Annotated in this window: 19 protein-coding genes and 1 pseudogene; 10 read left to right on the plus strand and 10 right to left on the minus strand. The window is 70.8% G+C overall.

The window, feature by feature from the left end:
- Window positions 1-2316: 2316 nt before the first annotated feature.
- The 4 genes from BG452_RS36455 to BG452_RS47390 all read right to left on the minus strand — a co-directional run bounded on the left by BG452_RS36455 (window position 2317) and on the right by BG452_RS47390 (window position 6616).
- Complete coding sequence (locus BG452_RS36455; protein ID WP_188308625.1) at window positions 2317-2790, minus strand: hypothetical protein; 474 nt, start codon at window positions 2788-2790, stop codon at window positions 2317-2319.
- Window positions 2791-2981: 191 nt separating this feature from the next.
- The gene (locus BG452_RS36460; RefSeq protein ID WP_188308626.1) at window positions 2982-4064 is read right to left on the minus strand and encodes a peptidoglycan-binding protein; all 1083 of its coding nucleotides are present in this window, start codon (window positions 4062-4064) and stop codon (window positions 2982-2984) included.
- Window positions 4065-4504: 440 nt separating this feature from the next.
- The gene (locus tag BG452_RS36465) at window positions 4505-5497 is read right to left on the minus strand and encodes an AraC family transcriptional regulator (protein WP_317621396.1); all 993 of its coding nucleotides are present in this window, start codon (window positions 5495-5497) and stop codon (window positions 4505-4507) included.
- Between the two features lie 990 nt (window positions 5498-6487).
- The gene (locus tag BG452_RS47390) at window positions 6488-6616 is read right to left on the minus strand and encodes a hypothetical protein (RefSeq protein ID WP_262986098.1); all 129 of its coding nucleotides are present in this window, start codon (window positions 6614-6616) and stop codon (window positions 6488-6490) included.
- Between the two features lie 395 nt (window positions 6617-7011).
- Here BG452_RS47390 and BG452_RS36470 point away from each other — a divergent pair, with 395 nt between their 5' ends.
- From BG452_RS36470 to BG452_RS36495, 7 genes and pseudogenes are all read left to right on the plus strand, one after another.
- Window positions 7012-7404 carry a peptidoglycan-binding domain-containing protein gene (locus tag BG452_RS36470; RefSeq protein ID WP_188308627.1) on the plus strand — a complete coding sequence of 131 codons (393 nt, stop codon included), beginning with the start codon at window positions 7012-7014 and terminating at the stop codon, window positions 7402-7404.
- Window positions 7405-7580: 176 nt separating this feature from the next.
- Window positions 7581-8513: an effector-associated constant component EACC1 gene (locus BG452_RS36475; RefSeq protein ID WP_188308628.1), complete on the plus strand. Its 933-nt coding sequence runs from the start codon at window positions 7581-7583 to the stop codon at window positions 8511-8513.
- A 432-nt stretch (window positions 8514-8945) separates the two neighbouring features.
- Entirely contained in the window at window positions 8946-9200 is a 255-nt protein-coding gene (locus BG452_RS36480) for a hypothetical protein (RefSeq protein WP_188308629.1), read from the plus strand.
- A gap of 134 nt (window positions 9201-9334) precedes the next feature.
- Window positions 9335-9700: a hypothetical protein gene (locus tag BG452_RS36485; RefSeq protein ID WP_188308630.1), complete on the plus strand. Its 366-nt coding sequence runs from the start codon at window positions 9335-9337 to the stop codon at window positions 9698-9700.
- Between the two features lie 108 nt (window positions 9701-9808).
- Window positions 9809-10015 (plus strand): annotated as a pseudogene (locus BG452_RS46400) (NAD(P)/FAD-dependent oxidoreductase); the annotation flags it as partial.
- 1561 nt (window positions 10016-11576) lie between these two features.
- A complete protein-coding gene (locus BG452_RS36490) occupies window positions 11577-11825 on the plus strand; it encodes a hypothetical protein (RefSeq protein WP_188308631.1) in 249 nt (82 codons plus the stop codon).
- A 10-nt stretch (window positions 11826-11835) separates the two neighbouring features.
- Window positions 11836-12660, plus strand: a complete 825-nt coding sequence (locus BG452_RS36495) for a helix-turn-helix domain-containing protein (protein ID WP_188308632.1) — start codon at window positions 11836-11838, stop codon at window positions 12658-12660.
- A 286-nt stretch (window positions 12661-12946) separates the two neighbouring features.
- Here the strand turns inward: BG452_RS36495 and BG452_RS36500 are convergent, their stop codons facing one another.
- From BG452_RS36500 to BG452_RS36515, 4 genes are all read right to left on the minus strand, one after another.
- The gene (locus BG452_RS36500; RefSeq protein ID WP_188308633.1) at window positions 12947-13243 is read right to left on the minus strand and encodes a hypothetical protein; all 297 of its coding nucleotides are present in this window, start codon (window positions 13241-13243) and stop codon (window positions 12947-12949) included.
- 230 nt (window positions 13244-13473) lie between these two features.
- On the minus strand, window positions 13474-14271 hold the full coding sequence (locus BG452_RS36505; protein WP_188308634.1) for an alpha/beta fold hydrolase: 798 nt from the start codon (window positions 14269-14271) through the stop codon (window positions 13474-13476).
- Window positions 14272-14352: 81 nt separating this feature from the next.
- Window positions 14353-15252 carry an aldo/keto reductase gene (locus BG452_RS36510; RefSeq protein ID WP_188308635.1) on the minus strand — a complete coding sequence of 300 codons (900 nt, stop codon included), beginning with the start codon at window positions 15250-15252 and terminating at the stop codon, window positions 14353-14355.
- Window positions 15249-16115: a helix-turn-helix domain-containing protein gene (locus BG452_RS36515; protein ID WP_188308636.1), complete on the minus strand. Its 867-nt coding sequence runs from the start codon at window positions 16113-16115 to the stop codon at window positions 15249-15251. Before BG452_RS36515 ends, BG452_RS36510 begins: the two co-directional genes overlap by 4 nt.
- Window positions 16116-16400: 285 nt before the next feature.
- Between BG452_RS36515 and BG452_RS36520 the strand changes: the two genes are divergently transcribed.
- Window positions 16401-16748 carry a hypothetical protein gene (locus BG452_RS36520; RefSeq protein WP_188308637.1) on the plus strand — a complete coding sequence of 116 codons (348 nt, stop codon included), beginning with the start codon at window positions 16401-16403 and terminating at the stop codon, window positions 16746-16748.
- Between the two features lie 334 nt (window positions 16749-17082).
- Here BG452_RS36520 and BG452_RS36525 read toward each other — a convergent pair whose 3' ends face one another.
- Both BG452_RS36525 and BG452_RS36530 read right to left on the minus strand, forming a co-directional pair.
- On the minus strand, window positions 17083-17430 hold the full coding sequence (locus tag BG452_RS36525) for a hypothetical protein (protein WP_188308638.1): 348 nt from the start codon (window positions 17428-17430) through the stop codon (window positions 17083-17085).
- 774 nt (window positions 17431-18204) lie between these two features.
- Complete coding sequence (locus tag BG452_RS36530; RefSeq protein ID WP_188308639.1) at window positions 18205-18543, minus strand: peptidoglycan-binding domain-containing protein; 339 nt, start codon at window positions 18541-18543, stop codon at window positions 18205-18207.
- A 654-nt stretch (window positions 18544-19197) separates the two neighbouring features.
- Between BG452_RS36530 and BG452_RS36535 the strand changes: the two genes are divergently transcribed.
- Both BG452_RS36535 and BG452_RS36540 read left to right on the plus strand, forming a co-directional pair.
- A complete protein-coding gene (locus BG452_RS36535) occupies window positions 19198-20160 on the plus strand; it encodes a hypothetical protein (RefSeq protein WP_188308640.1) in 963 nt (320 codons plus the stop codon).
- A gap of 462 nt (window positions 20161-20622) precedes the next feature.
- Window positions 20623-21033, plus strand: coding sequence for a peptidoglycan-binding domain-containing protein (locus BG452_RS36540; RefSeq protein ID WP_188308641.1), 411 nt, complete (start codon window positions 20623-20625; stop codon window positions 21031-21033).
- Window positions 21034-21466 lie beyond the last annotated feature (433 nt).

A 21466-nucleotide genomic window follows, 5' to 3' on the forward strand; every position in this document is an offset into this window, starting at 1 on the left:
GGGGGCGGAAGCCTGCGGCTTGGGCATTTCCTGGCGGAAATGCGGCGGTGCTGACGCACCGCCAGGTGCGGGGGTGCCGCCTGGCGGCGTCACCGTGGGTGGTGGCCCGAGGCTGCGCCTCGGGGCCCGGCTGCGCCGGGCGGGGTGGCTGAGGCCCATTCGCCTGCGGCGAATTGGGGGCGGGTGGCGGCCCCTGGCGGGGGCCTCAACTTCGCGGTGGTTTGGCACGGGCCTGCGGCCCGCCGTGGGCAGCGTTGACGATGTGACGCGAAATTCGGGTATAGGGCCCTCCCCTGCGGGGCGGCCCCGGCGTTAACGATGTGACGTGAATTTCCGGTAGAAGCCCCTCCCCTGACGGGGAGGGCAATATCCAGCGCGGCACCCGTTGACGATATGACGCGAAATGCCGGCGGCAGCGTCTTACCCAGGGAGCGAGGGCCCTGACGGGCCACCGGGGCTGCGCCCCGGCGACGTCGGCGCAGCACGGCTGGCGCCAACGGGCAGGCACACCCGACGGCTGCGGCGCCGGGCGCAGCGGGGTGGCGGGTGTCCCCACGGCTTCACCGGTCTACGACACCCCTCTTCGGCGTGAAGGCGACACCGCCCTTCAGCGACGCCGAGCCCTGACCAGCACGAAGCCGAAACCGACCGCTGAATACAAGTGACGCCCGGACACTGCAACCCAAATGCCGTTCATCACCCTGCCGGGGCCTCCACCGCCAGGCCCTCCGTCGCCCCCGACGTCGCCCTCGGCACGGGCTCCCCGGGCAAGCCCTCCAAGGCCTGGCGCCCCGTACCGGGGCGCGGCGGGACCAGGCCCATCGAAGATGCAAGAGCTGTCACCGACCCAGCCCCCGCACCGCCCCCGGAATCAGGGCGCAGGACAGGCCGTGAAAACATCCCACCAGCCGTCACAACCCACTTAGTCAAAAAGCCCATTTAACGCCGGTCCAGGGCGCAGCTCGGGGTGGCCTTGAAACGCACGTGAATGTCACCGGTGCCCGGCCTTCGGATGTCATCGGAAAGGCGCACGGGAAACGGGCTGGAAGCGCGCACGGTATCCGGCTGAGAACCCGCCCGACAGACGCCTGACATCCCGCCCCCTAATGTCACCACAAGCATAAATTCCTGCCCGCTCCTACCGAGCGATAACGACCCGCCCACACCCTCCCGAACACCACGAAGCCCATCGCCGGAAAGACGACCAGAAAGAGAACCAGGAACACGCGGGCCTTCGGCGTGGGCCGGGGCCTGACGGCCCCTCGAAAAGGGCTGAGGATGACGCCTGCGGCGCCACCCGAGAAGGTGCCGGCGAAGCCTGCGGCGGCGGAACGGTGGGCGGCGTGGGAGCGCCGAGACTGGCGCAGCACCAGCCGAGCGGGGGCAAGGCAGGGCGCAGCAGGGCCGAGTGGGGCAGGGACTGGGCCGGGCGCAGCCGCCACCGCCAGGTCTTCCCCGAGGCGGCCCCGGGCTCTGTCCCGCCCTCGGCTGTCGCGTTCTCACCACACACGGGGGATCACGGCTATCCAGCCACGTCACAGGCCGCGACAGCACCCACGCGAAAGGACACGCGACAGCCGGACGCGACAGCCCCCGGACAACCCGTCCGGGGCGGCACACCACCTCCTGGACGGCGGCCTGACGGCCTCCACCGGCGAGTGGCCCCACGCAGGCCACCGACGTCCGATCTGACAGGGTGACAACCGGTGTGCGTCACAATCCATTGCCCGTGGCGCGCACCATCCGCATTGCGAAAAGATCCGCCGGAGACACGTCGTGAGAAATCGCCATAACTTCCGCAGAAAATAACCTTCAGAGAACGCCAGGAAATTCTTCGCCTCTGATGCTCTCGTTCCCGGCTTCATGGCATGCTCGCGGCGAACACGTACAGCAACCAGAGACAGCCTCACCACCCCGACCGGAACAGGCCGCAGCTATCACTTGGACTGGCCCGACCTTGGTCCAACCAAGCCCGGCAAACCCCTCAAAGGGCCCTAAAATCGCCGCCGCTCGGCCATCAGGTCACACGTGGAGCCGGAGGGGCGGCCGGGTGGCGGTCGTATCCTCCGAATATGGGCGGCAGATGCGGTTGGTGCGGGGACGTCCTGCCGAGCGGGCCGGGTCGCCGCTGCCCGCGCCCGCGTCCCTGCCGACAGGCCGCCTACCGAAGCCGCGATCCGCGCCCGGGTCATTAGCGGCCTGGGGGCGAAACTCACCGCCCCGGGAGCGAGACTCCCCACCGCAGGTCAGCGCCCTGGCCTGCACCTCCCGGGTAAGAACGGGTCAGGAGCGGCACTATAAGGAGTTGGTGCGCGCCTACGCGGCAGCGGGCGACTCGGCGAGGCCGAGGTCGAGCGAGGCGATTGGGAACTCGGGGGTCTGCGTGGGCAGGACGAGGTCGGCAACCCTCAGGATGGAGTCGCACACCTGGCGGCTGCGAAGGTCCGGGTCGACAGGCGGACTGGCCACCAGCACGCCGCGCACGTCGGTGACCGGCACGCGCACCCGTGTCACCCGGGCGAGATCCTCCGGCGGGACCCACAGGTCGTCGGTCCGTAGCGGGGGGTAGGTCATGTCGATCCACCAGCTACCGGGCGCCATCGCGGCGATGACGCGGCGGGTCTCCTCGACGATGTGCGGGCTCGGCTCCGCGACGGCGAACGCCGTCACGAGTACGTGGGTCCCGCCGGTCGGCGGGGTGCTGGGCGTGAAGCCGGCGTCGGCCAGGCGGTCGGCGACGCTGCGCGCCACGGATCCGGTGCCCAGGACCGTGACGAACTCAGGTCTCATGATGTCCCCCTCAGTACCGCTGAAGTGCAATTTGAAGAACGTACGCAGGGCGCGGGCGCCCGGCGAATCCGAACCCACCGCACCGTGACGCCGACGGTGGCGGCGTGCTGGAGCGGAAAGCTGCCCTGGGCGGGTGGTGTCGGGTGTTGCGCGGGTGACGGCAGTGGTCACCCGCGCGGCACCCGGGTGGGTCAGGCGGTGACGTGGTACCAGTAGCCGCCGGTGTGCAGGGTGACGTAGTGGACGTTGGTGTTTGTTTCCTTCGCCTCGTACATCATGTCGGCGCCGGTGGCGGGGTCGGTGCCGGCGTAGAGCACGACGTGCACGGTGTTGTGGGCGTCGGTGCCGAAGTATTCGACGTCGCCGGGGCGGCGCTGGGCCTCGGTGATGGGGGTGAGGTGTTTGTCCTGGGTCTGCTTGCTGGTGTCGCCGCCGTTGGCGAGGTCGATGCCGGCGCCGAACCAGAAGGCGGCCCGGACCAGGCCCGAACAGTCCAGGCCGGCAGTAGTGTTGGCCGCGCAGGGCTGGGGGCCGTTGTATTGGTCGCAGGTGCCAAGGGAGGGGCCGGGGCCCTCGCCGCGCAGCGAGTGGCCGCCGCCCCACACGTACGGCACGCCCAGGTAGGACTTTGCCGCGTTCAGGACCTTGGCAGAGTCGATCGGGCCGCTGGGCCGCGGGGCGGGGGTGCTGTCGTAGAGGGCGTTCTTGACGGCCATGCCGGCGATGCCGTCGATGGTCAGGGCGTGGGCGGCCTGGAAGTTGCGCACGGCCGTGTCGGTGGCCGATCCGAACTGCCCGTCCACGACGAGGCGGCCGGCGTTGAAGGTGTTCAGCATCGTCTGCAGGGTGCTGACGCACGCGCCGCTGGCGCCGGTCTGCAGGTCGCCGCACTGGGTGCGCAGGTCCACGGTGGCGGAGGCGGCGGCCGCCGCCGCGTCGAGCGCCGACTTGGTGGCGGGGCCGACGATGCCGTCCGCGGTCAGGGAGTGGGCGGCCTGGAAGGTGCGCACGGCCGTGTCGGTGGCCGATCCGAACTGCCCGTCCACGGTGAGCTGGGCGCCGGTCAGGTTGAGCTCCAGCTGGAGCTGGGTGACGCAGCCGTCGGCCTCACCCTGCTGCAGGTCGGCCGGGCAGGCCGAGGAGGTGAGGGGTATCGGGGCCGGCGCCGTCGTGGCGGGCGCGGCCGCGGCGGTGTACGCGCCGACGCCCGTCAGTGCGGCCGCCAGGGCCAGGCCCAGCGACAACCGGCGCCGGGTGGACAGGAGGGTACTCACAGTAAGCTCTCCAGATTCATGATGATTCGCCAGGGAGGGCAGGGTGCTTCACCCCCTGGCCGCTCGGCGTGCTCGACGGACAGATCCAGACCGTCCGAACGGCGGTCAGCAGCGCCAGGCTCGGGCATGTAAGCCGCCCGGTTGGCGGGTGTCCGGGTGACCTCCCGCGAGTTGCGACGGACCCGAAAGCCGACTGGGGCACGCTCAACTCGAACAATCATGTCCTTCCGGGATGGTCCGAACGCTCGGCCCAGACTCAGGAGCGCCGGCGCAGACGGCCGGTGAACTGCATCCGACCGCATCCAGGACGAGCCTCCCCGAACTTTGATCACACGGCTATCCGCTTTCGGATCGCCAGGGACTGCACGTTTGTGGATAGCCGAGCGGTGCGAGCGCGTACTCAACCACCCTCCCGGCCAGCCGCTCCCTCGCTCACTCGCTCAGCAGCTTCGGCGCAGCGTCTCGGACGGCGGCTGTCCGAACGTCTGGCGGTACACCGTGCTGAAGCGGCCCAGGTGGGTGAAGCCCCAGCGGCAGGCCACGTCGGTCACCGTGCCGTCGGCTCGGCCGTCGGCGATGGCGAGGAGGTCGCGGTGGGCGTGGTCGAGCCGGAGCCGGCGCAGGTACGCCAGGGGCGTGGTGTTCAGATGCACGCGGAAGCCCTCTCTGAGGCTCCGTAGGCTGGTTCGCGCGGCGAGGGCGATATCCGCCACCGAGACCGGCTCGTGCACGTGTTCCTCGCAGAACGCCTTGGCCCGGCGTACGGCGGGCAGCAGGGCAGCCGAGCCGCTGTCCGTCAGGGCATCGCTCCGGGAATGGGGTTGTGCGTCCAGCAGGCCGTCGATCAGGAGCTGCTCGAAGTGCCGCACTCCCAGTGGAGAGCGGTGGCTCAACGGCGATGCGACGAACTCGTTGAATCCCCGGACGAGTTCGATCCACGAACGGACCAACGGATCCTGCTCGTCGAGCACCGGGCTGAAGCGCACTGCGGCGGTGGAGGAATCGACTCCCCGTACCTCCAGGGCCTGTGCGACGGCCCGACCCGGAATGATGAGGATGCGGTTCCGTGCCTCGCTGTTCCACGTCATCGAGACCCGGTTGCCCGGGCCGACGATACTCTGAGTGGACGGCAGGACCACGCCGTCCACGGTGACGACGCCCGCACCCGACATGGGCAGCTGGACGTTGTAGAAATCCCCCAGCTCTCCCGGGCAGACGGTGACGTCCGTGCCGTATCCGAGTTCGTAGAGCATCACCTCCCCTTCGTGCAAGCAGCGGAAGCGCCCGTTCGGTCGTCTGCCGTTCAGCACGGTCAAGCGGTGCGGCGCGAGCCGCTCGGTGACGACATCATGCAGTCGATCGATGTCACCACCCTCGTACAGGAGAGCGGGATCTCTCTCAGGGCCGTTACGGAGCAGGTCGTTGGGTGACACGGACGTACCCAGCCTCCGCGCGTTGGATGGAATGGGGTTGGCTGAGTCGGACCGGATCTGCGGACGATGGTGCTCGATCTGTCGCGGTGGGGGCGGGCACGCCCGGGAGCCGGTGCACAGTCGAGTGCTCCCTCGCAGCGAGCACGGCGGGTGAGTTCGATCCGCCAGCCCCAACGATGGCCCACGCCCACGAGGACGGACAGCCCGTCTCCGTCCCACCCGGCCGACCGTTCCGTCCCACGCCGACTACCTGCGACTTGGGACGCCGGCCAGCAAGGATTGAGACCGCCGCGGCCCTGGTGGGACAGCAGAAACCGCGGCTCCGCCCGCCGCCTCCCAGGGCAACGTTGTCGAGGGTCTTGGCGTCGCCGAACTCCTTGTGCACCCCGGACAGCTCGACGACGAATGGCGCGTCGTCGGACCGGGTGGTCCCGTCGTGGTCGTTGCTCATACTCGAGGACGATAGGCGCGCCGGCCGGGGCCGGTCGTCCAGCCCGGGGTGTATCCACAGGTCGCCGTAGTACCGGGGATGTACGACGGAGGCGAAGCGACCGGACCGGCAGGTTGGTTGTATGGGGCAGGTCTCTTGAGAGCCGGCAGTGGGAGCGGGAACCTGGCCAACGAGATTGATCACCGCGGACGGCTCCCACCGGGCAGCGGCCCCGCACGCGGTCGGCGGGCGGCGGACGGACCGGGCCGGGGCCGGTGCGACACCGCAACACGCGAGCCCACCCGTCAACACCAAGGCGGCGCGGCCCATCCACCACAGGCAGGCCGCGTCCCTTGAGCCGAGATCAGCCCTCGGCCGAGCCGCCGCCGGGCAGCGGCCGTACAAGCCGGACACCGAACCCCCGGCCGGGGCAGCGGCGACTGCCACGCCCAGCGGTAGGCTGCTGCGCCCCTGAGAACGCACGTGAGGCCGCCATCCCTGCAGGCGTGGCGGCCTCTTCGCGTTGGCGGGCGGGGCGGCGGGTCAGTCGGGCGGCGTGATCAGGTGCCGGTCGGCGCCGGCAGGGTGGCGTCGAGGTCCCGGGTGCGGCCGGGACGGCAGTGCCGGCCGGCGGCGGACGCAGTGTGCCCGGGCACCGCACGCGGGACGGCCGGCCGCACGGCGTCCACAGACCGCGTCCTGATCGACGGCGGTGCGCCGGGTTTCCCCGCAGCGGTACATTTTCAGCCACCCTTTCGGTTCGGAGGAGTTGCCACAGCCCGGGCGGAGGGCGGAATTCCGCCCGCACCTCGGATCCGGCCGAATGATCGGTAAAGACTTCGGATGGCACCAGGCCAATACGTCGACCAATGTCGAAGTTCGCCGACCGATCGGCCGGTTTGTCTCTCGCGGCCGGGCCTGACGCGGCGCCGGCAGGGAAGGCCGCGCCACCTCGCGGTCTTTCGGCCAACCCCGCCGGGAGGGCTGGTCCGCACCGGCATGAGGGCTCACGATCGACAACGACGGGAGCGACCCGACAACGCTCCCGTGACCAGAATGACTTGAGCGATTGAGGAGACTCGACATGCAGAAGAAGTGGGCCCTTCGTGCGGCTACCCTCACCATGGGCGCCACCGCAGCCCTCGGCCTCGCCGTCGGCACGGCCAACGCCGCCTCCACGATCCAGTGGGGCTCCACCGGTCAGCCGGTGGTGTGCGTCCAGCAGGCCATGAACTACCTCGACAGCGCCGGCCTCTCGACCGACGGCCAGTTCGGCCAGAACACCTACAACGCGGTGGTCGCCTACCAGGGCTCGAAGGGCATCCAGCAGGACGGCCAGGTCGGCCCGCAGACCGGTGGCGACATCAAGGCCGACATCTACAACGTCTACCTGGCCGCCCACCACTCCGGCGACTACTCCACGCAGAGCACCATGAGCGCCTGGATGAGCAACTGCAACGGCCAGCTCCCCGGCTGATCACCGCTCCCCGGCACCGAATAGCCGGTCGGGGGTGGTCTCGCGTCGTGCACACGACGCGAGACCACCCTCGCGGCCCATCAGACGAAGCCCCGGGCGTGGCCGCGCTCGCTCTACGTCAACCGGTACCCTCAGACGATCGAACACGCCGTCAGTCAATCGTCAAAAGAAGAAGCATGCGCTTCGACCCCCGCGTCGAGCTCGTCCTCCTGTCCGCCGGCTGGGCCCCCGATCGCCGGTCCGTCCTGGCACTGGCCAAGGCGGCCGCGGAATTCGAATCCTCTGATGACGCACTCCCCGGATACGCATTGAAGTTCTTCGCCGAGTTCGCCGGTCTCTCGCTCCGGTTCCCGAACCCGCGTGATCCGCATCGCCTCACCGGTGTGAACTTCGGCTGCGGCACCAGTGGCCTGCACCCCGGCTCCCTCTCCAGCTTCTGCCGCGAAGCCGGTGGGGACCTCTGCGTCGTCGGGCTGGGCCGGCCGGGCAGCACCGGCTTCTACCTGCTCGGTGCATCCGGTGCGTTCTACTCCGCGTGGGAGGACGTCCACTTCCTCGGCCCGGACTTCGCCGAGGGGGTACTCCGACTGGTGACGGCCAGACATCCCGGCCGTCCCCCGTCAGGGTCCGCAGCCCGGCCCCGACTCCCGGTCACCCCGCGGCGACCGTCGAGGCTCCACCGCCTACCGGCCCGTCGCCGATGGAGCGCTGGTCCTCGACTGCCTTCGGACGCAACCACTCTGGGCGAACCCGTTGACGTGCGGATATCCGTGACCGGGGACGAGGCCCCCGCGAAGGCCGAGTCACTCGCCGATGAGCTTCGGGCCCATCCGGCGATGCTCGACGTACGCCTCATCAGCCGGGCCCCGGGCCCTGGGGAACAGATACCGGTACAGAACACCATCTCCGTGGTATTCGGCGAAGTCGGCGGTGCCTCAGCCCTGGCCCGGGCCTTGGGCTTCTTCCTCCGCGGACCGCGAACCCGTGCAGTCCGCCTGACGGTCCACCGTGCGGGGACAAGGCCGGTGGAGATCAACCCCCGCAAGGCCTGGGAGAAGGACATCGAGCCGTTGCTGTGCGGCCGAACTGGCAGCGCGAAGTCCGACTGAACCGAAGAATCCCGACCATTCGCCCGTGGTCGGCAGCGGGCTGCAGCGGCTGCACCGTCGAGCTGCCGAATGAGCCGTTGGGTTGGCGGCGCCGCGCCGGTACGCGATCCGGGCCGGCCGGGACCGCGACGGATCGACGGCGGCGACCCAGTGGTCGTGGTCGTCGTCGGGCTGCTGTCCAAGGGGTGCGGGTGTGCCGTCGGGATCCAGTCCGTACGGCCACCGCACCGGACCGACGCCGGCCAGTACCCAGACAGGCTGGTGTGGAGGACGGTCAGGGCCTCGGCGGGGTGTTGGAGTAAGCACTTGCGGCGTAAGCCCTTGCGGCGGAACCGGCCGCCTGGTGTCTATCCGCACACGTGCGTGGCCGAGCGTGGCCTACGTCCCGAAGTGGATAGCTGCGAGACCGACTCTCCAGGAGGCTGTACCTCGATGCGGGACGGACGCAGCGCCGTCTGCGGGTCGCGGACCGGATCAGACTGTCGACCGACCCTCGGCTTCTGGGCAGTCGTCCGGCCGTTACGGCGCACCGTCACCCATTCTGGCGGCCCCAACGGCCCTGCCCTGTGGGCGTCCGGTACGTACGGCCACCCCGGGGGCCATTTGGCCATCCAGCCGGACGGCAACATCGTCATCTACGACTCCAACAACCAGGCGCTCTGGGCCACCGGCACCTACGGCCGGTAACGACCTCGCGCAAGCTTGGCCTCGGAGCATCGACCACCGACGGCGCCATCATCCCCGACGGTCTGCCGCACTACGCGACCGGCGGCCCGGGCCGGACGCTGCACCGGGCGTTCGTCGAGGTCGACCGCGGCACCATGGCCAGCGAGAAGCGCGCCGCCAAGCCGATCGGCTACGCCCGCTTCCGCGCCCACCACCCGATCCCGCCCCACCTGCGGCGTACCGCTGGCACACAGAGCGTCCTGCCGACCTGGCAGCAGCACTACATCGTCTTTCCGCGGCTGCTGTTCGTCCTGGCCGACACCGGCGAAAGGGCCGCCCGGCAGTGCATCCGCAACCTCCGGGCCATCGCCGATGCCCACCCGCTGGTCGCCCGGATGCTGATGACCGTGAAGGCCGGCGCGGCCCGCCTGGCCGATCTGGAGCAGCACGGCACCAGCGCGGCGGTGTGGCACACCCTCAGCGACCACACGCGGCCTCTGCGCAGGGACTGGGAGCTGTAGAGCGGCGCAGTGGCCGGCCCGGGCGGCATCAAGGTGTCCGCCCCGGGCATCAAGGTGTCCGGCATCATCGCCCGCACTCGGTACTTGGGCCACCCGCCACCGGGTGGTCTCCGCACTGAGGGCTTCACCGGCAGGGTGATCCTGGTGTGCGACGAGCGCGAGCACCCCTATGAACGACCGCCACTCTCGAGGGGATACCTGGAAGGCAAGACCGATCGAGAGGCCGTCTTCGTTCACGAGCCGACCTGGTATGCCCAGGCGGACATCGAAGTCCACCTGGGCCAGAGTGCTGTCAGCGCCGTCGACCTGGTGGCAGATGACCTCGCTCGGATGCTCGCCCTGGCTGACGCCGACCACGTTGATGCCATCGCCCGGGGAGTTGTCGTCCCCGGTGCTCCTCACGGCGAGCAGGACGCGGTAGTCGGCGATCGCTCCGAGGTCGTGGACGGGCGGCCGGTTCGGGTGTGCACCCTGTCCGGTCGGCGGCGGCGCGCTCTGCCGACGGGCCTGCGACGCCGAGGCCCGGCACGCCGTCCGGCGACGGTGCGGGCTCCAGGACTACGACGGCTCTCCGCCGGCGGCGCGGGTTCTGCGCACCTCGGGGCCCGGGCCTTGGGCGTTCCATGGTTTGCACTCGTCGCGGGGCCGGGCTTGCCCCGTCGCCCTCCTCGGCACCTGCCGGGAAGACCCCCGCCGCGCTCCGGAACGTCCTGTACCAGAACGCCGTCTACTGCCTCTGGCTCAACGGCAGGAACCAGCTGGTCCGAGAGAGGGGGCCGGTCAGTCGGCAGGGCTGAACGCGGCGTCGAGGGCCTCGGGGAAGAGGTCGAGCGGCGGGCAGCCCCAGTCGCCGTTGACGTTCGTGACCAGTTGCATGTTTTTTGAGACTGCACACCCGGGTGCTCGCGCGCAGCCCGTCGGCCCCGGTGGGGTCGAACACCATCCGCAGCGCGTCCTCCTGGTGCTGGTCTGCAGGATCTCAGCGTAGGGCGTTCGTGCGTTTGCCGTCTCCCGTGGGGTGTTGGCGGTGTGGACGGGTGCCGGGATGTCCGGCCGGCCGCGTGGGCACGTGGTGCTGGCCGCGGCGGTCGGCCGGACGTCCTGGCGTTGGAAAGCTTCGGTGCGGCGATGCCGCACCTGGCCGGCCCTGCTGGAACAAGGCAAGCCGATCCCCTGTGTGTGTCGAGTGGCAACGGCCGGGGAGACCGCGTTCGAGGGACCCCTGTGGTGAGGGCAGGGGAGGGCGCTCTATGTCCGGGATGGATGCCCTGAGGGCATACGGACATGGCGAAGTGGGGGCCTATGCCGCCGGAGCTGGCATGGCGGTGCGAGCACTGTCGCGTGCTGCGGCGTCTGGGCATGCCGGGGCCGTATGCCACCAGGGCATCGGCGTACCGGGCGGTCGGCCTTGGGCCGGCCGCGTTCGCGTAACGGCGGGGATTGTTGGCGGAGTTCCGGCCGCGCTAATGGCTTCTGGTGTGTGGCTTTCATCCCGTCCTCCAATCCCGCGTCGCGCGTCGGGCGCTTGGGCGCGCCCGCCACCGCGCGGGGCCTTCTGGCTTGCCCCGCCTTGGTTATCCCGAGGATTGCGTCTCGGCGGCGTTCGGGCAAGCCTGGTTGTCCCGGCAAGGTCGGACGAAGTTGCCGTTGCGGGCACTCAGGAGGCCCGGGGGTTGGGTGCTGTGAGCTGGAGTTCTTCGCTGATGGTGTCTCAACTTGCAGTGGGACAAAGCGAGAAACCGGTCTTGGGGCGGCTGGACTGTCCCTACGGGACACAGGATTCTGTGCGATGGGAGTCCATCCCGCTTGGCTCTGGAAGGCCGGGCGGGCGTCGTGTGGGCCCCCTGTCGAGTGGCAACACCCGAGGGAGATCGCATTGCGTAAGAAGCACACCAACCAGGCCGTCGTGTCCGCGGCGTGCGTGGAGGTCCCGACGACGACCTGCACCCAGGTGCCGGTCTCGGCCGCGGTCGTCGTGGTCGTCGTCCTCCTTCTCACCACCGCGCTGACCGCGCGGGGCATGGCGGTGCAGACCATCGTCACCACCCTGGCCACGGCCGGCCTGCTCGGGATCGAGCTGGTCCGCCGCCTGGTCGAGGCGCTCACCACCCGCCGGACCCGCTAGGAGAGGGGCGGTGGGGCGCCTGAACAGCGCCCTGGCTGAGCAGAACACGGAGATCGGGGCTCTCGCGCGGTGGCTTCGCAAGCTGCGCGAGGGCTCCGGCCTCACCTACAGCCAGATGGCGCACAAGACCATCGAACTCGCACTGCCCGTCTCCCTCGCCACCCTCTCCCGGGCGGACGAGGGCCGTACGGTCCCGACCTGGCCGGTCACCGAGGCCTACACCCGGGCCTGCGGGGGATCGGTGCGCACCGCGGAGCGGCTGTGGCTGCGTGCCGACGCCAACCGGCCCGGACGAAAGAAGCGGGGCCAGGGCACGGTCGCCGTCCCCACCTCGGGCCAGGCCTTGCGGTTCATCACGGAGTGCTCCGAGTTGCACTTCGCGATGAAACGGCTGTGGCTGCACGCCGGGAGCCCGTCCCTGCGGGAGCTGGAGACGCGGGCCATGCGCGACGGAGTCAGCCGGCTGCCGAAGAGCACCCTGCACGGGGTCCTTGCCGGTGAACGGGACTGCACGGAGAGGATTCTCGTCGAGTTCGTGCGGGCCTGCGGGGTCGCACCTGAGAAGGAAGCCGAGTGGGTTGAGGCGCTGCGGCGCGTCAACACCTACCAGCGCGGAGGCAGGGCGCCGGTGTCCGTCGAGCGGCGGCTCGCCGAGGCCGAGGCGGAGATCCTGCGGCTGAGGGAGTCGATCGGCCGCGGCGCCGACGAGCCCTCGGTGCGGGAGCCGGCCACGGCCGTGGACACCCCGGTGCCGGTCCGGCGGTGGCGGTCGCGACCGCCGGCCGTGCCACAGCAGGCCCGGCCCCCGCAGCGGCCGGCCGAGCGGACCCCGTAGACGAAGGAGGACGGTTCGTGTGGTGCGGTCGCCGGCGGCCGCACCGGCGTCATCCCGCAGCCGCCGAACCCGGCCGGCGCAGACAGCCCGGGGCCCTGCCCGCCACCGACCGGAGGCAGGCAGGGCCCCGACCGCGGCCACAGTCACCCCCGGCCCCGCAAGCCCGTCTCCGCACGTCACCAGAGGGGTTGACCCGCCCGCCCAGCCGTGTACTGTGCGCCAGTTGCGCCGAGTTCGCGTGGTCGAACTCGGCGACGGAGCCCCCTTGATCGGCGCTTCCAGCCGCCTACTGTCCGGCCCATCGGACCCGCCCGGCACCGGGCGCCGAGGTCCGCACCAGCCAGTCGACGACACGGGAGGGGTGGGCAGTGTGGACGGTGAAAGCGGCCTGCTCGGGGGTGTCGTGGAGCATCACTTCCTGGGTGTGGACGTCGCCGATGAAGTAGCCCTCGTACACCGCCACCCGCCGGTCGCCGATGCCGGCCAGGCCGCGCTCGACCCAGCCGATCTGGTGGCCGCTCGGTGCGCAGGGTGGGCGGGCGTGCGGGTGGACGGAGCGGTAGGAGGCGAGCGGGAGCCGCACAACGGCCTGCCGCCCCGGCCGCCCTCCCCCTCGCCCCTCCTCCCGGCCGGCGGCCCCGCTGCGCGGCGGCGTGCCGGGCGCGGGTGGGGTGGGCGAGAGGGAGGTGAGCGAGGGGGCGGTAGGTATCCGATCTTCCCGGGTGGTACGGGCCCTGGCAGACGGTGATCAGGTTCGGCCCCAGGGGCATCCGGTCGGAGCGGGTGGGTTTCGTCGGCGGCCGGCGGCGGGTCCTACCGGTGCGCGGGCGGCGAGGGCTGCGGGAGACGGCGGAGGAATTCCAGCAGTAGGGCGCAGAACGCGGCGGGCTGTTCCAGTGGGGCGAGATGTCCGGCTCCCGGGATGACGGTGGTGCGACCCGCATCGAGGTCGCGGGCCAGGTTCTCGGCGCCCTGGTGGAAGTCGGGCATGTCGTGCTCGCCGACGCCGATCAGAGCGGGCACGTCCCTGAGTGTGCTCAGCGCCGCCGGGCCGGTGCCGAGGGGGTCCGGCGCCTGCGGCGGTTCGCCGTGGGTGAGCTGGTCGGTCAGCTGGCGGTGGAGCATGCGGGCGGCGTGGGTGAGTACCTCCTCGGTGGCCCCGGCCGAGGTCCACGCCTTGACGCCGGCCGTCACCGCGGCGTCCAGGTCGTCGGCGGCCAGCGCCGTCCGTTCGGCCTCCCAGGCGGCGTCCAGACGCGGGGAGGCGGGCAGGTCGTGGGGCCGGTACCCGACCAGTACCAGGCCCTCCACCCGCTCGGGTGCCGTGACGGCGGCCTGGAGTGCCACCAGGGCGCCCAGTGAGTTCCCGGCGAGGACGAAGCGGTCGGCCTCCAGGTGGTCGAGCGTGTCGAGCACGTCCGACCAGGGGGCCACCGTGCGGCGGTCGGGCACGGTCGCGTCGCCGTGGCCGGGCAGGTCGAGGGCGATGGCCCGCACGCCCGCCTCGGCGAGCAGCGGGAGGTGGGCGTCCCACATGGTGCGGTCGGTGGGCCGGGCGTGCAGCAGGACGACGGGCCGTCCCCGGCCTGCCTCGGTGGAGGGAAGCAGCATCGCTTGAGTGCCTTCTTCGGTGAGCGGGTGGGAAGGGCCGGCCGGCGTGGAGGGCAGCGGCAGGTCCTGCGGGGGTGCGGATCAAGCGGCGTCGGTGAGTTCGCCGAGTTCCGTGTCGGTCAGGCGCAGCGTCGCCGCAGCCAGGTTCTCCTCCAGGTGCGCGATCTTGGAGGTGCCGGGGATGGGCAGCACGACCTCGGAGCGGGCGAGCAGCCAGGCCAGCGCCACCTGGGACGGCCGGGCACCGTGGGCGGTCGCGATCCGGTCGAGTGGCCCGCCGGGGCGGGCGAGCTCGCCTGCGGCCACCGGCGCCCAGGGGATGAAGCCGATGCCGTGGCGGGTGCAGTGGTCCAGGACGTCGGCGGAGGTGCGGTCGGTCAGGTTGTAGCGGTTCTGGACGGTGGTGATTTCCGCGATCGTGCGCGCGTGCTCGACCTGGTCGACGGTGACCTGGGACAGGCCGATCGCGACGATCTTGCCTTCGTCCTGGAGCGTTTTCAGCGCACCGATCTGGTCCTCCAGCGGGACCTCGGGATCGATGCGGTGCAGCTGGAACAGGTCGATGTGGTCCAGGCCGAGTCGGCGAAGGCTCATCAGGGCCTGCTGGCGCAGGTACTCCGGGCGCCCGACCGGCGGCCACGCCTGGGGGCCCAGGCGCACCAGCCCGTCGCGGGTCCTGATCGTGTCCGGGCCGTTGCGGGTCAGCCCGGCTTTCGTCGCGATGAGCACGTCGTCGGGGTAGGGGTGGATCGCCTCCCGGATGATCTCCTCGCTGACGTGCGGGCCGTAGGAGTCGGCGGTGTCGATCAGCTGCACGCCGAGTTCGACGGCCCGGCGTACCACGCGGACGCACTCGTCGCGGTCGTCGGGCTCGCCCCACACGCCGAGCCCGGTCAGGCGCATGGCGCCGAAGCCGAGGCGGGTGACCTCCTTGCCGGCGATCTTGAAGGTGCCGGCGGTGCCGGACGGGGCGTCGGTCATGACCGGATGCCTTCTTCCTCTTCGGTGTTGTCCTGAACGGTGGGAGCCGAGGCCTGCTCGGCCAGTCGGCGGAGCTGGACCAGGGCCGCGGCACTGGCGCTACCGGGTTCCGCGCTGTAGACGGACAGGTGCTGGCCCGCGGCGCTGGTGACGGCCAGCGCCTCGAAGTGCAGCCGGATCTCGCCCACCAGGGGGTGCCGGAAGTGCTTGTCCTCCTGTGTGCGGGGACGGACCTCGTAACGCGCCCACAAGCCGACGAAGGCGGGGCTGCGCACGCCGAGTTCGCCGACGATGCGCTCGATCCGCTCGTCCTTGGGGAACTGCGAGGAGGATGCCCGCAGGTTGCCGACCGCGGTGTGCGCCGCCTTGTCCCAGTCGACGTAAAACTCGCGTGCGAACGGGTCGAGGAAGATCATTCGCAGCAGGTTGTCGTACCGGGCGAACCCGCGGTACAGCTCGCGCGCCATCCGGTTGGCGGCCAGGACGTCCTGCGCCGCGCCGACCACGAAGGCCGGCACGTCACGCATGCCGTCCATCAGCCGCGACAGCTCCGGGGCCACGGCAGGTGCCGCGGCCGCCGTGGCGAAGACCGGCAGGCCGAGCCGGAACAGGTGACCCGCTGCGGTGCCGTCCAGCCGCAGGGCCGCAGCGATCGCCCGGAGCACCTGCTCGGACGGGTTCCGCTCACGACCCTGCTCCAGACGGATGTAGTAGTCCGTGCTCACCCCGGCCAGCAGTGCCACCTCGTCCCGCCGCAGTCCCGGCACCCGCCGGTCCCCGCCGTCGAGCAGCCCGACGTCCCGCGGCGTGATCATCGCGCGGCGGGCACGCAGGTACGCACCGAGCTCGTTGTTGCTCTCCATGCCCGCCACGCTAGATCCACTCCATGGGGCGGGGCGTGGGTGCGGTGCACCCACCCGAGGGGGGCGGCTGCCCGGCATCCCGATGGAAGCCCCCGGTGGAGGCCGCCGGTGGAAGCCCCCGGTGGAGGCCGCCGCCCGCCGGACGGGGGCTCAACCGTCAGGACTACCACGGCCAGAGCAGCGACCCGCAGCTGCCGAGGGGGCGCGGCCGGGGGGTGTGCGGCAGCCGCGAACTTGAGTATCCGTACTCAGGACGGCACATGGGATGAGCGTGAGGATGACCAGATGCTTGAGTTAGTAGTCGACGTTCTCGTGGCGGTGGTGCTGACCACTGTGGAAGTGGTGGCACTGGTCCTCGCCTTTTTCGCCATCGGAATCACGGCGTGGGCGGATGACAAGTCGGGCCGCGGGGTCACACCCCGCCTGAAGCGGATCACCCGTGCCGTGGCAGTGGTGTCGTTGGTCCTGCCCTTGGCGTGTGCCTACGGGCTGTTTCTGCTGCATCTGCCGATCGCGGCGACCGCCCAGTGCCTGCTGGTAGTAGCGGTACCGTTCCTCCGCCCCATCCTGACCGCTGTGAACCGTCTGCGGGAAGGCGTGACGCGTCGCTGGGGCGGACGCCGGCGGCGCTGACGCGCCCGGAGGCAGGAAGAGGCCGGGACGGCGGTTGCCGCCAGGACGAGACGGTGCCCCGGCGGCAGGCACAGGAAGCACGGGAAGCAGCAGGCCGGACCGGAGCGGGGCCGGAGACGACCGGGCAACCCAGGGGCCGGGACGGCCAGGACGGCGGCCTGGACCGGCCACCGGGGCCGACAGGGGCACGGCCAGGGCGCGGCAGCGGGGTGGGCAGGCAGTCAGGCCGGCAGAGCGGCAGAGCGGCGGCCGGTGCGACGCCCCCGCCAAGGCTGGCCCGAGGCCCCCGCCGATGACCGCCGTCGGCCGACGGATCAGGCGTTGGAAGGCGCCCTCAGCCGAAGTTCTGGATCACCGCACTGCATGCCAGACCACTCATCACGCTCACTGCGGAGGCGACGAAGCGCCATGGAGCCCAGCGCGTCCGGGGCGGCAGGACCCAGGCAGTCGCGACGAGCGCCACCTGTGCGGCCATCAGGCCGTAGGCAACGTCGTACTGAAGGCCCCAGTCCCGCCCACAGGCACCCCGTGGCACACACTGGTCGACCTCGACCGCGCGCACCAGCGCGAAGCACCAGTAGAGGATCTGGCAGAGCGGCAGCAGAACCGTCGCGACGAGCGGAAACCTCCACGCGTCGCGGTCATGCGGTGGCGATGCGGACCCGGCCGCGATGTTGTCCATGAACCGATTCCACCGTGCCGAACCGGACCGCACATGAGCGCGACTACTCAGTCAGGACAGCTCACGTACCCGGCTGTCTCCGGCCGTCCAACACCGCTGCGGCCCCGGGACCGCAGACCAGGAACGCGGCCGTGCTCCGCCACCCCGGCGACGGGGGCGCAGCAGGCCGGGGGCGGCCAGCGCCTGGCGGTCGTGGGCCCCGGACGGCAGCCCCGCCTGTGGCTGTCACGGGCCCCGTCCACCGGCAGCGGCCGCCCCGGCGCCCAGCGGGCACGCCCGGCCGGGGCGGAGCCTGGCCCGGACGGCGGCCCGCACGGCGACGTCGACCACGATGCGGGCCAGGACGGCGTCGGCCCACCCACCACCTTGGCCACGGGGAACCCGGGGCCTGCGTGACTTCAATGCCCCAGGACATCAGCCACGCGCTGCAGGCACCGGTGCTGCTGGGCCACGCGGCCCTCGGCGGCTCCCAAGAACCCGGCACCGCCGCCATCGACGGCGCACTCGCTCTCACCTGGCAACCCGCCGCTCCAGAGCGCTGGCGAACCCTCCCGCTTGACGCTCAATCACGTGCGATGTCTGCGGTGGCCCAACCCGGGTCCGGCGAGAGTGAGAGCGGTGTGTGTCTCGCCCGGCCTGAACACCGCAGGTCAGGCCCTCGCCGTGGGCCACCGGCCAACACCACCGGGGCGCCGATTGACGGCATCCACAATGCCGGACGGCCCTGCCACTCCTTCGCAGGAGTGGCAGGGCCGTCCGGCATCATCAGCGAGGCTACGGAGTCGTCGGGATGTAGTCGTAGCAATAGTTCATGGCGGTGCCCAGCGGATTTATTTGCCAGTACGAATTCCACAGGGCGGTGCCGGTCCTGGGTCCGACAATGCCGTCGATGTCAAGGCCGCCGTGCGCGCGCTGGAAGTCCTCGACCGTGCTCTCCGTGTCCGGCCCGAAGTCGCCGTCCACGGCGATCTTGTGGCCGAGGCCGACGCCGTTCAGGAAGGCCTGAACACACGAAACCGCGGGTCCGCGCGACCCCTTCTGCACGTAAGGGGCGGTGTAGGAGGCCTGGGCCGTTCCGCTGAGGCCAATGACCACGGACAGCGACAACGTCACGCCCGCAGCGATCCGTGCTATTGCGCGCGTTCTCGTGCAATTACATCCATCTCTGGGGCCATCCCCCGGTGGCTCCGGTGATGACGGGGCATCAGTCATCACCGCCAGGAATCCTACATGAGATGATCATGAAAGAATCTGATCTCGCGGGCGGAACACCAGGACCTCGGGCCCGCACCGTCCGTTCCACGCTCTGGGCTACCGGGCCGCGCCGGGTGCAGCCGACGGCAGACCCGCGATCCACCAGGACATCCGGCTGTGGAACCTGGACTGCCTGCTGACCGGAGTGCCGCTGGAGGACTCGGTCACGGCACCACCGGACTGGCGCCCGGGTTGGCACTACACGCTTCCAGCCGACTGGCCCGCCCCCGCCCGGTGAACCTTCTCGACTGCGGGCGTTGCCGTCCGACTCCCGCCCCCGGAAGGTTTTTCGGATCCACCCGCAACCCCGTTGCGTCCCATACGTCTTGATGAATGAGAGGCAAGGGAGGAGCGGCGATTCCGGAGCACGGTGCCTTCGGCACTCGGCTCGCTCACCGACCCGGTCGATCATTCATCCAGTCATGCTCTGAGCCGTATTTCGGCTTCTCACAGTCACGTTCCAGGGGGAGAAACATGTCCATCGCCCGTATCCGTCGCGCTCGCCGTACCGCAATGGCCGCTGCCGTCGCCGGGGCTGCCGTGCTCTGTGGGGCGGTCGGGGTGTCCGCACCCGCCGCCTTCGCGGACGGGGCGCCGCAGGCCACGCTCTCCGTCGAGGCCCCGGCCGCGATCGGATTCGCCGGCCGGCCGGTCGAGTTCAACGAGACCATCACCAACACGGGGAACCAGGCCACCACGTACGGCCTGTCGTTCGACACCGCCAGCGACCTCGGCACGCCCCGGAACGCGATCACCATCGACTACAAGAACCCGGCCGACGGCACCTGGAAGTCGATTCCGCTGGAGTACCACGCGGGACAGGACAACGTCACCTACAGCGGGTTGCTGGCCGGGCCTGACGGTGTGACCGTCCCCGCCGGCGGCGAGGTCACGCTGGACCTGCGCATCGGCGCCCCGATGGGCCTGCCCCACGACGGGGCGTCCAACGGCGGCTTCAAGTCCCTCAAGCTGCACTCCTCGGTGGTCGCGCTCGACGGCTCCTGGGTGGGGCTGGCCCAGGACACCAGCACGATCCAGGCCGAGTCGCTGACCACCTCGCTCTCCGAGGTGCCGGCCACGGCCGTCGCCGGCGGCGACCCGATCGAGTTCGACGCCGTCCTGGACAACTCGACGCCGTCCGACTACGTCAACCTCAGCAACCTCCTGTACACCGACCCGCACGCGACGGTGCAGGTCCAGGACGCCGACGGTTCGTGGCGTGTGCTGGACAAGGTGTCGGACCAGATCCCGGACGACCCGTTCGGCGTCTACCTCCAGGGCCGCGACTCGGGCATCCACGCGGGCGACACGACCGTCATCCGGGTCCGCGTCTCCTACGACGCCACCACGCCGGCCGGCGCCACGCAGCTGAGCCCGTGCGTGATCGTCAACGAGGGCGACATGCGGTTCCGCGGCACGACGACCTGCGGCGCCCAGCACACCGTGCAGATCCTCCCGGCGACCACCACCTCCTGATCACCACCCCCACCACCAGCGCCGCCCCGCCCGCCTATGGGCGGGGCGGCGCCCCGTCCGGCGAGCTTCTTGAGTCCGTTTCGCATGGTGTTCCTGTTCCGGTGAGGGTGTCCGCACGCGTGCGGGGCTTATTCAGCCCAGGGAGCGCACTGGGGAATCCGAGATCCCCGTCCGGGGCGGCACGGGCGGGACTCAGAAGTGCGCTGCACACCCTGACAGCCGGTCACATCGCCGACAGACGGCTGAGCCAGCCCTGATCCGCTCACCAGAGCACGGCGAGCGGACAGCAGGCAGCGGCGCTGGCGTGGTGGCGGGCAGGGGGGATCGCCCCGACCACCGCCCCTGAGCGGATCGTTGATCACTCATATGTACGATGCTCCCGGGATGGCCGAGAGCCATCGTCGTTCGGGACGTCACGGGGGATGTCCCGGACCTTTCTCCACCCCGTTCAGGAGCGCCCTCATGAAGCGACGCGTCATTGCTCTGGGCACCACGGTTCTGTCCTTTGCCGCCTTGCTCGGCTTCGCCCCGGCCGCGAGTGCGTCCACCCCTTCGTGTACGACGGGGCAGCAGGTCTCGGTGAATGGCTACGGAACCTTCGTGCCGGTGTCGTCCACCGGCTCGGTGAACTGTGTCATGGGCCAGCAGTCAGGGTTCAACAGCGGGACCTACGACCTCCAGGTTTCGCTTCACCGGTGCGACGGCGCCAACGACCTTGCCGAGGACGGCTACTACGGCCCCGCCACGGCCCAGGCGGTGCGGGACTTCCAGGCTCGGGTCGGCCTCGACCCGGACGGCGTCTACGGTCCCCAGACGCGTATGGCCATGTACTGGCACGCCAACACGGACCAGACGATCTGCAACAAGTTCTGATCGACTGATCCGACCCAGCCCCGGCCTTCGGTCCGCCTCGGTTCTGGCCTTCTGGGCCTCCTGGCAGGCCTTGTCCGTCTCGTCCACGCCGGCCTTGCGGGCGGTCTCGACGGCGGATGCGGTGCGGTTGGCCAGGTCTTCGGTCTCGGGTACGGCGGGCCAGGTCCTGTGCGGCGCCGGCCTTGTCGACCGCGGTCTGCGCGTCCGTGGCGACGCCGGAGGCCGCGTTGGCGTGGTCGGTCGGCTCCTTGGCGGCGTTGGGGCTCTGCCCGGCGTGGTCGGCGGCGCTGCCGTTGCGGCGTTGTTCGCGGCGGCCGTGGCCTCGGCCGTGTCGCTGCCCGCCGCACCGGGGGGCCGGGTGGCGGACGGTCACGGCGGCCGAACGGGCGGACACCCCTGCGGGGGTGTCCGCCCGTTCGGCGTCGGCGACAGT

Origin of the sequence: Streptomyces sp. CBMA123 (assembly GCF_014596465.1) — a bacterium.
Taxonomy (GTDB): Bacteria; Actinomycetota; Actinomycetes; order Streptomycetales; family Streptomycetaceae; genus Kitasatospora.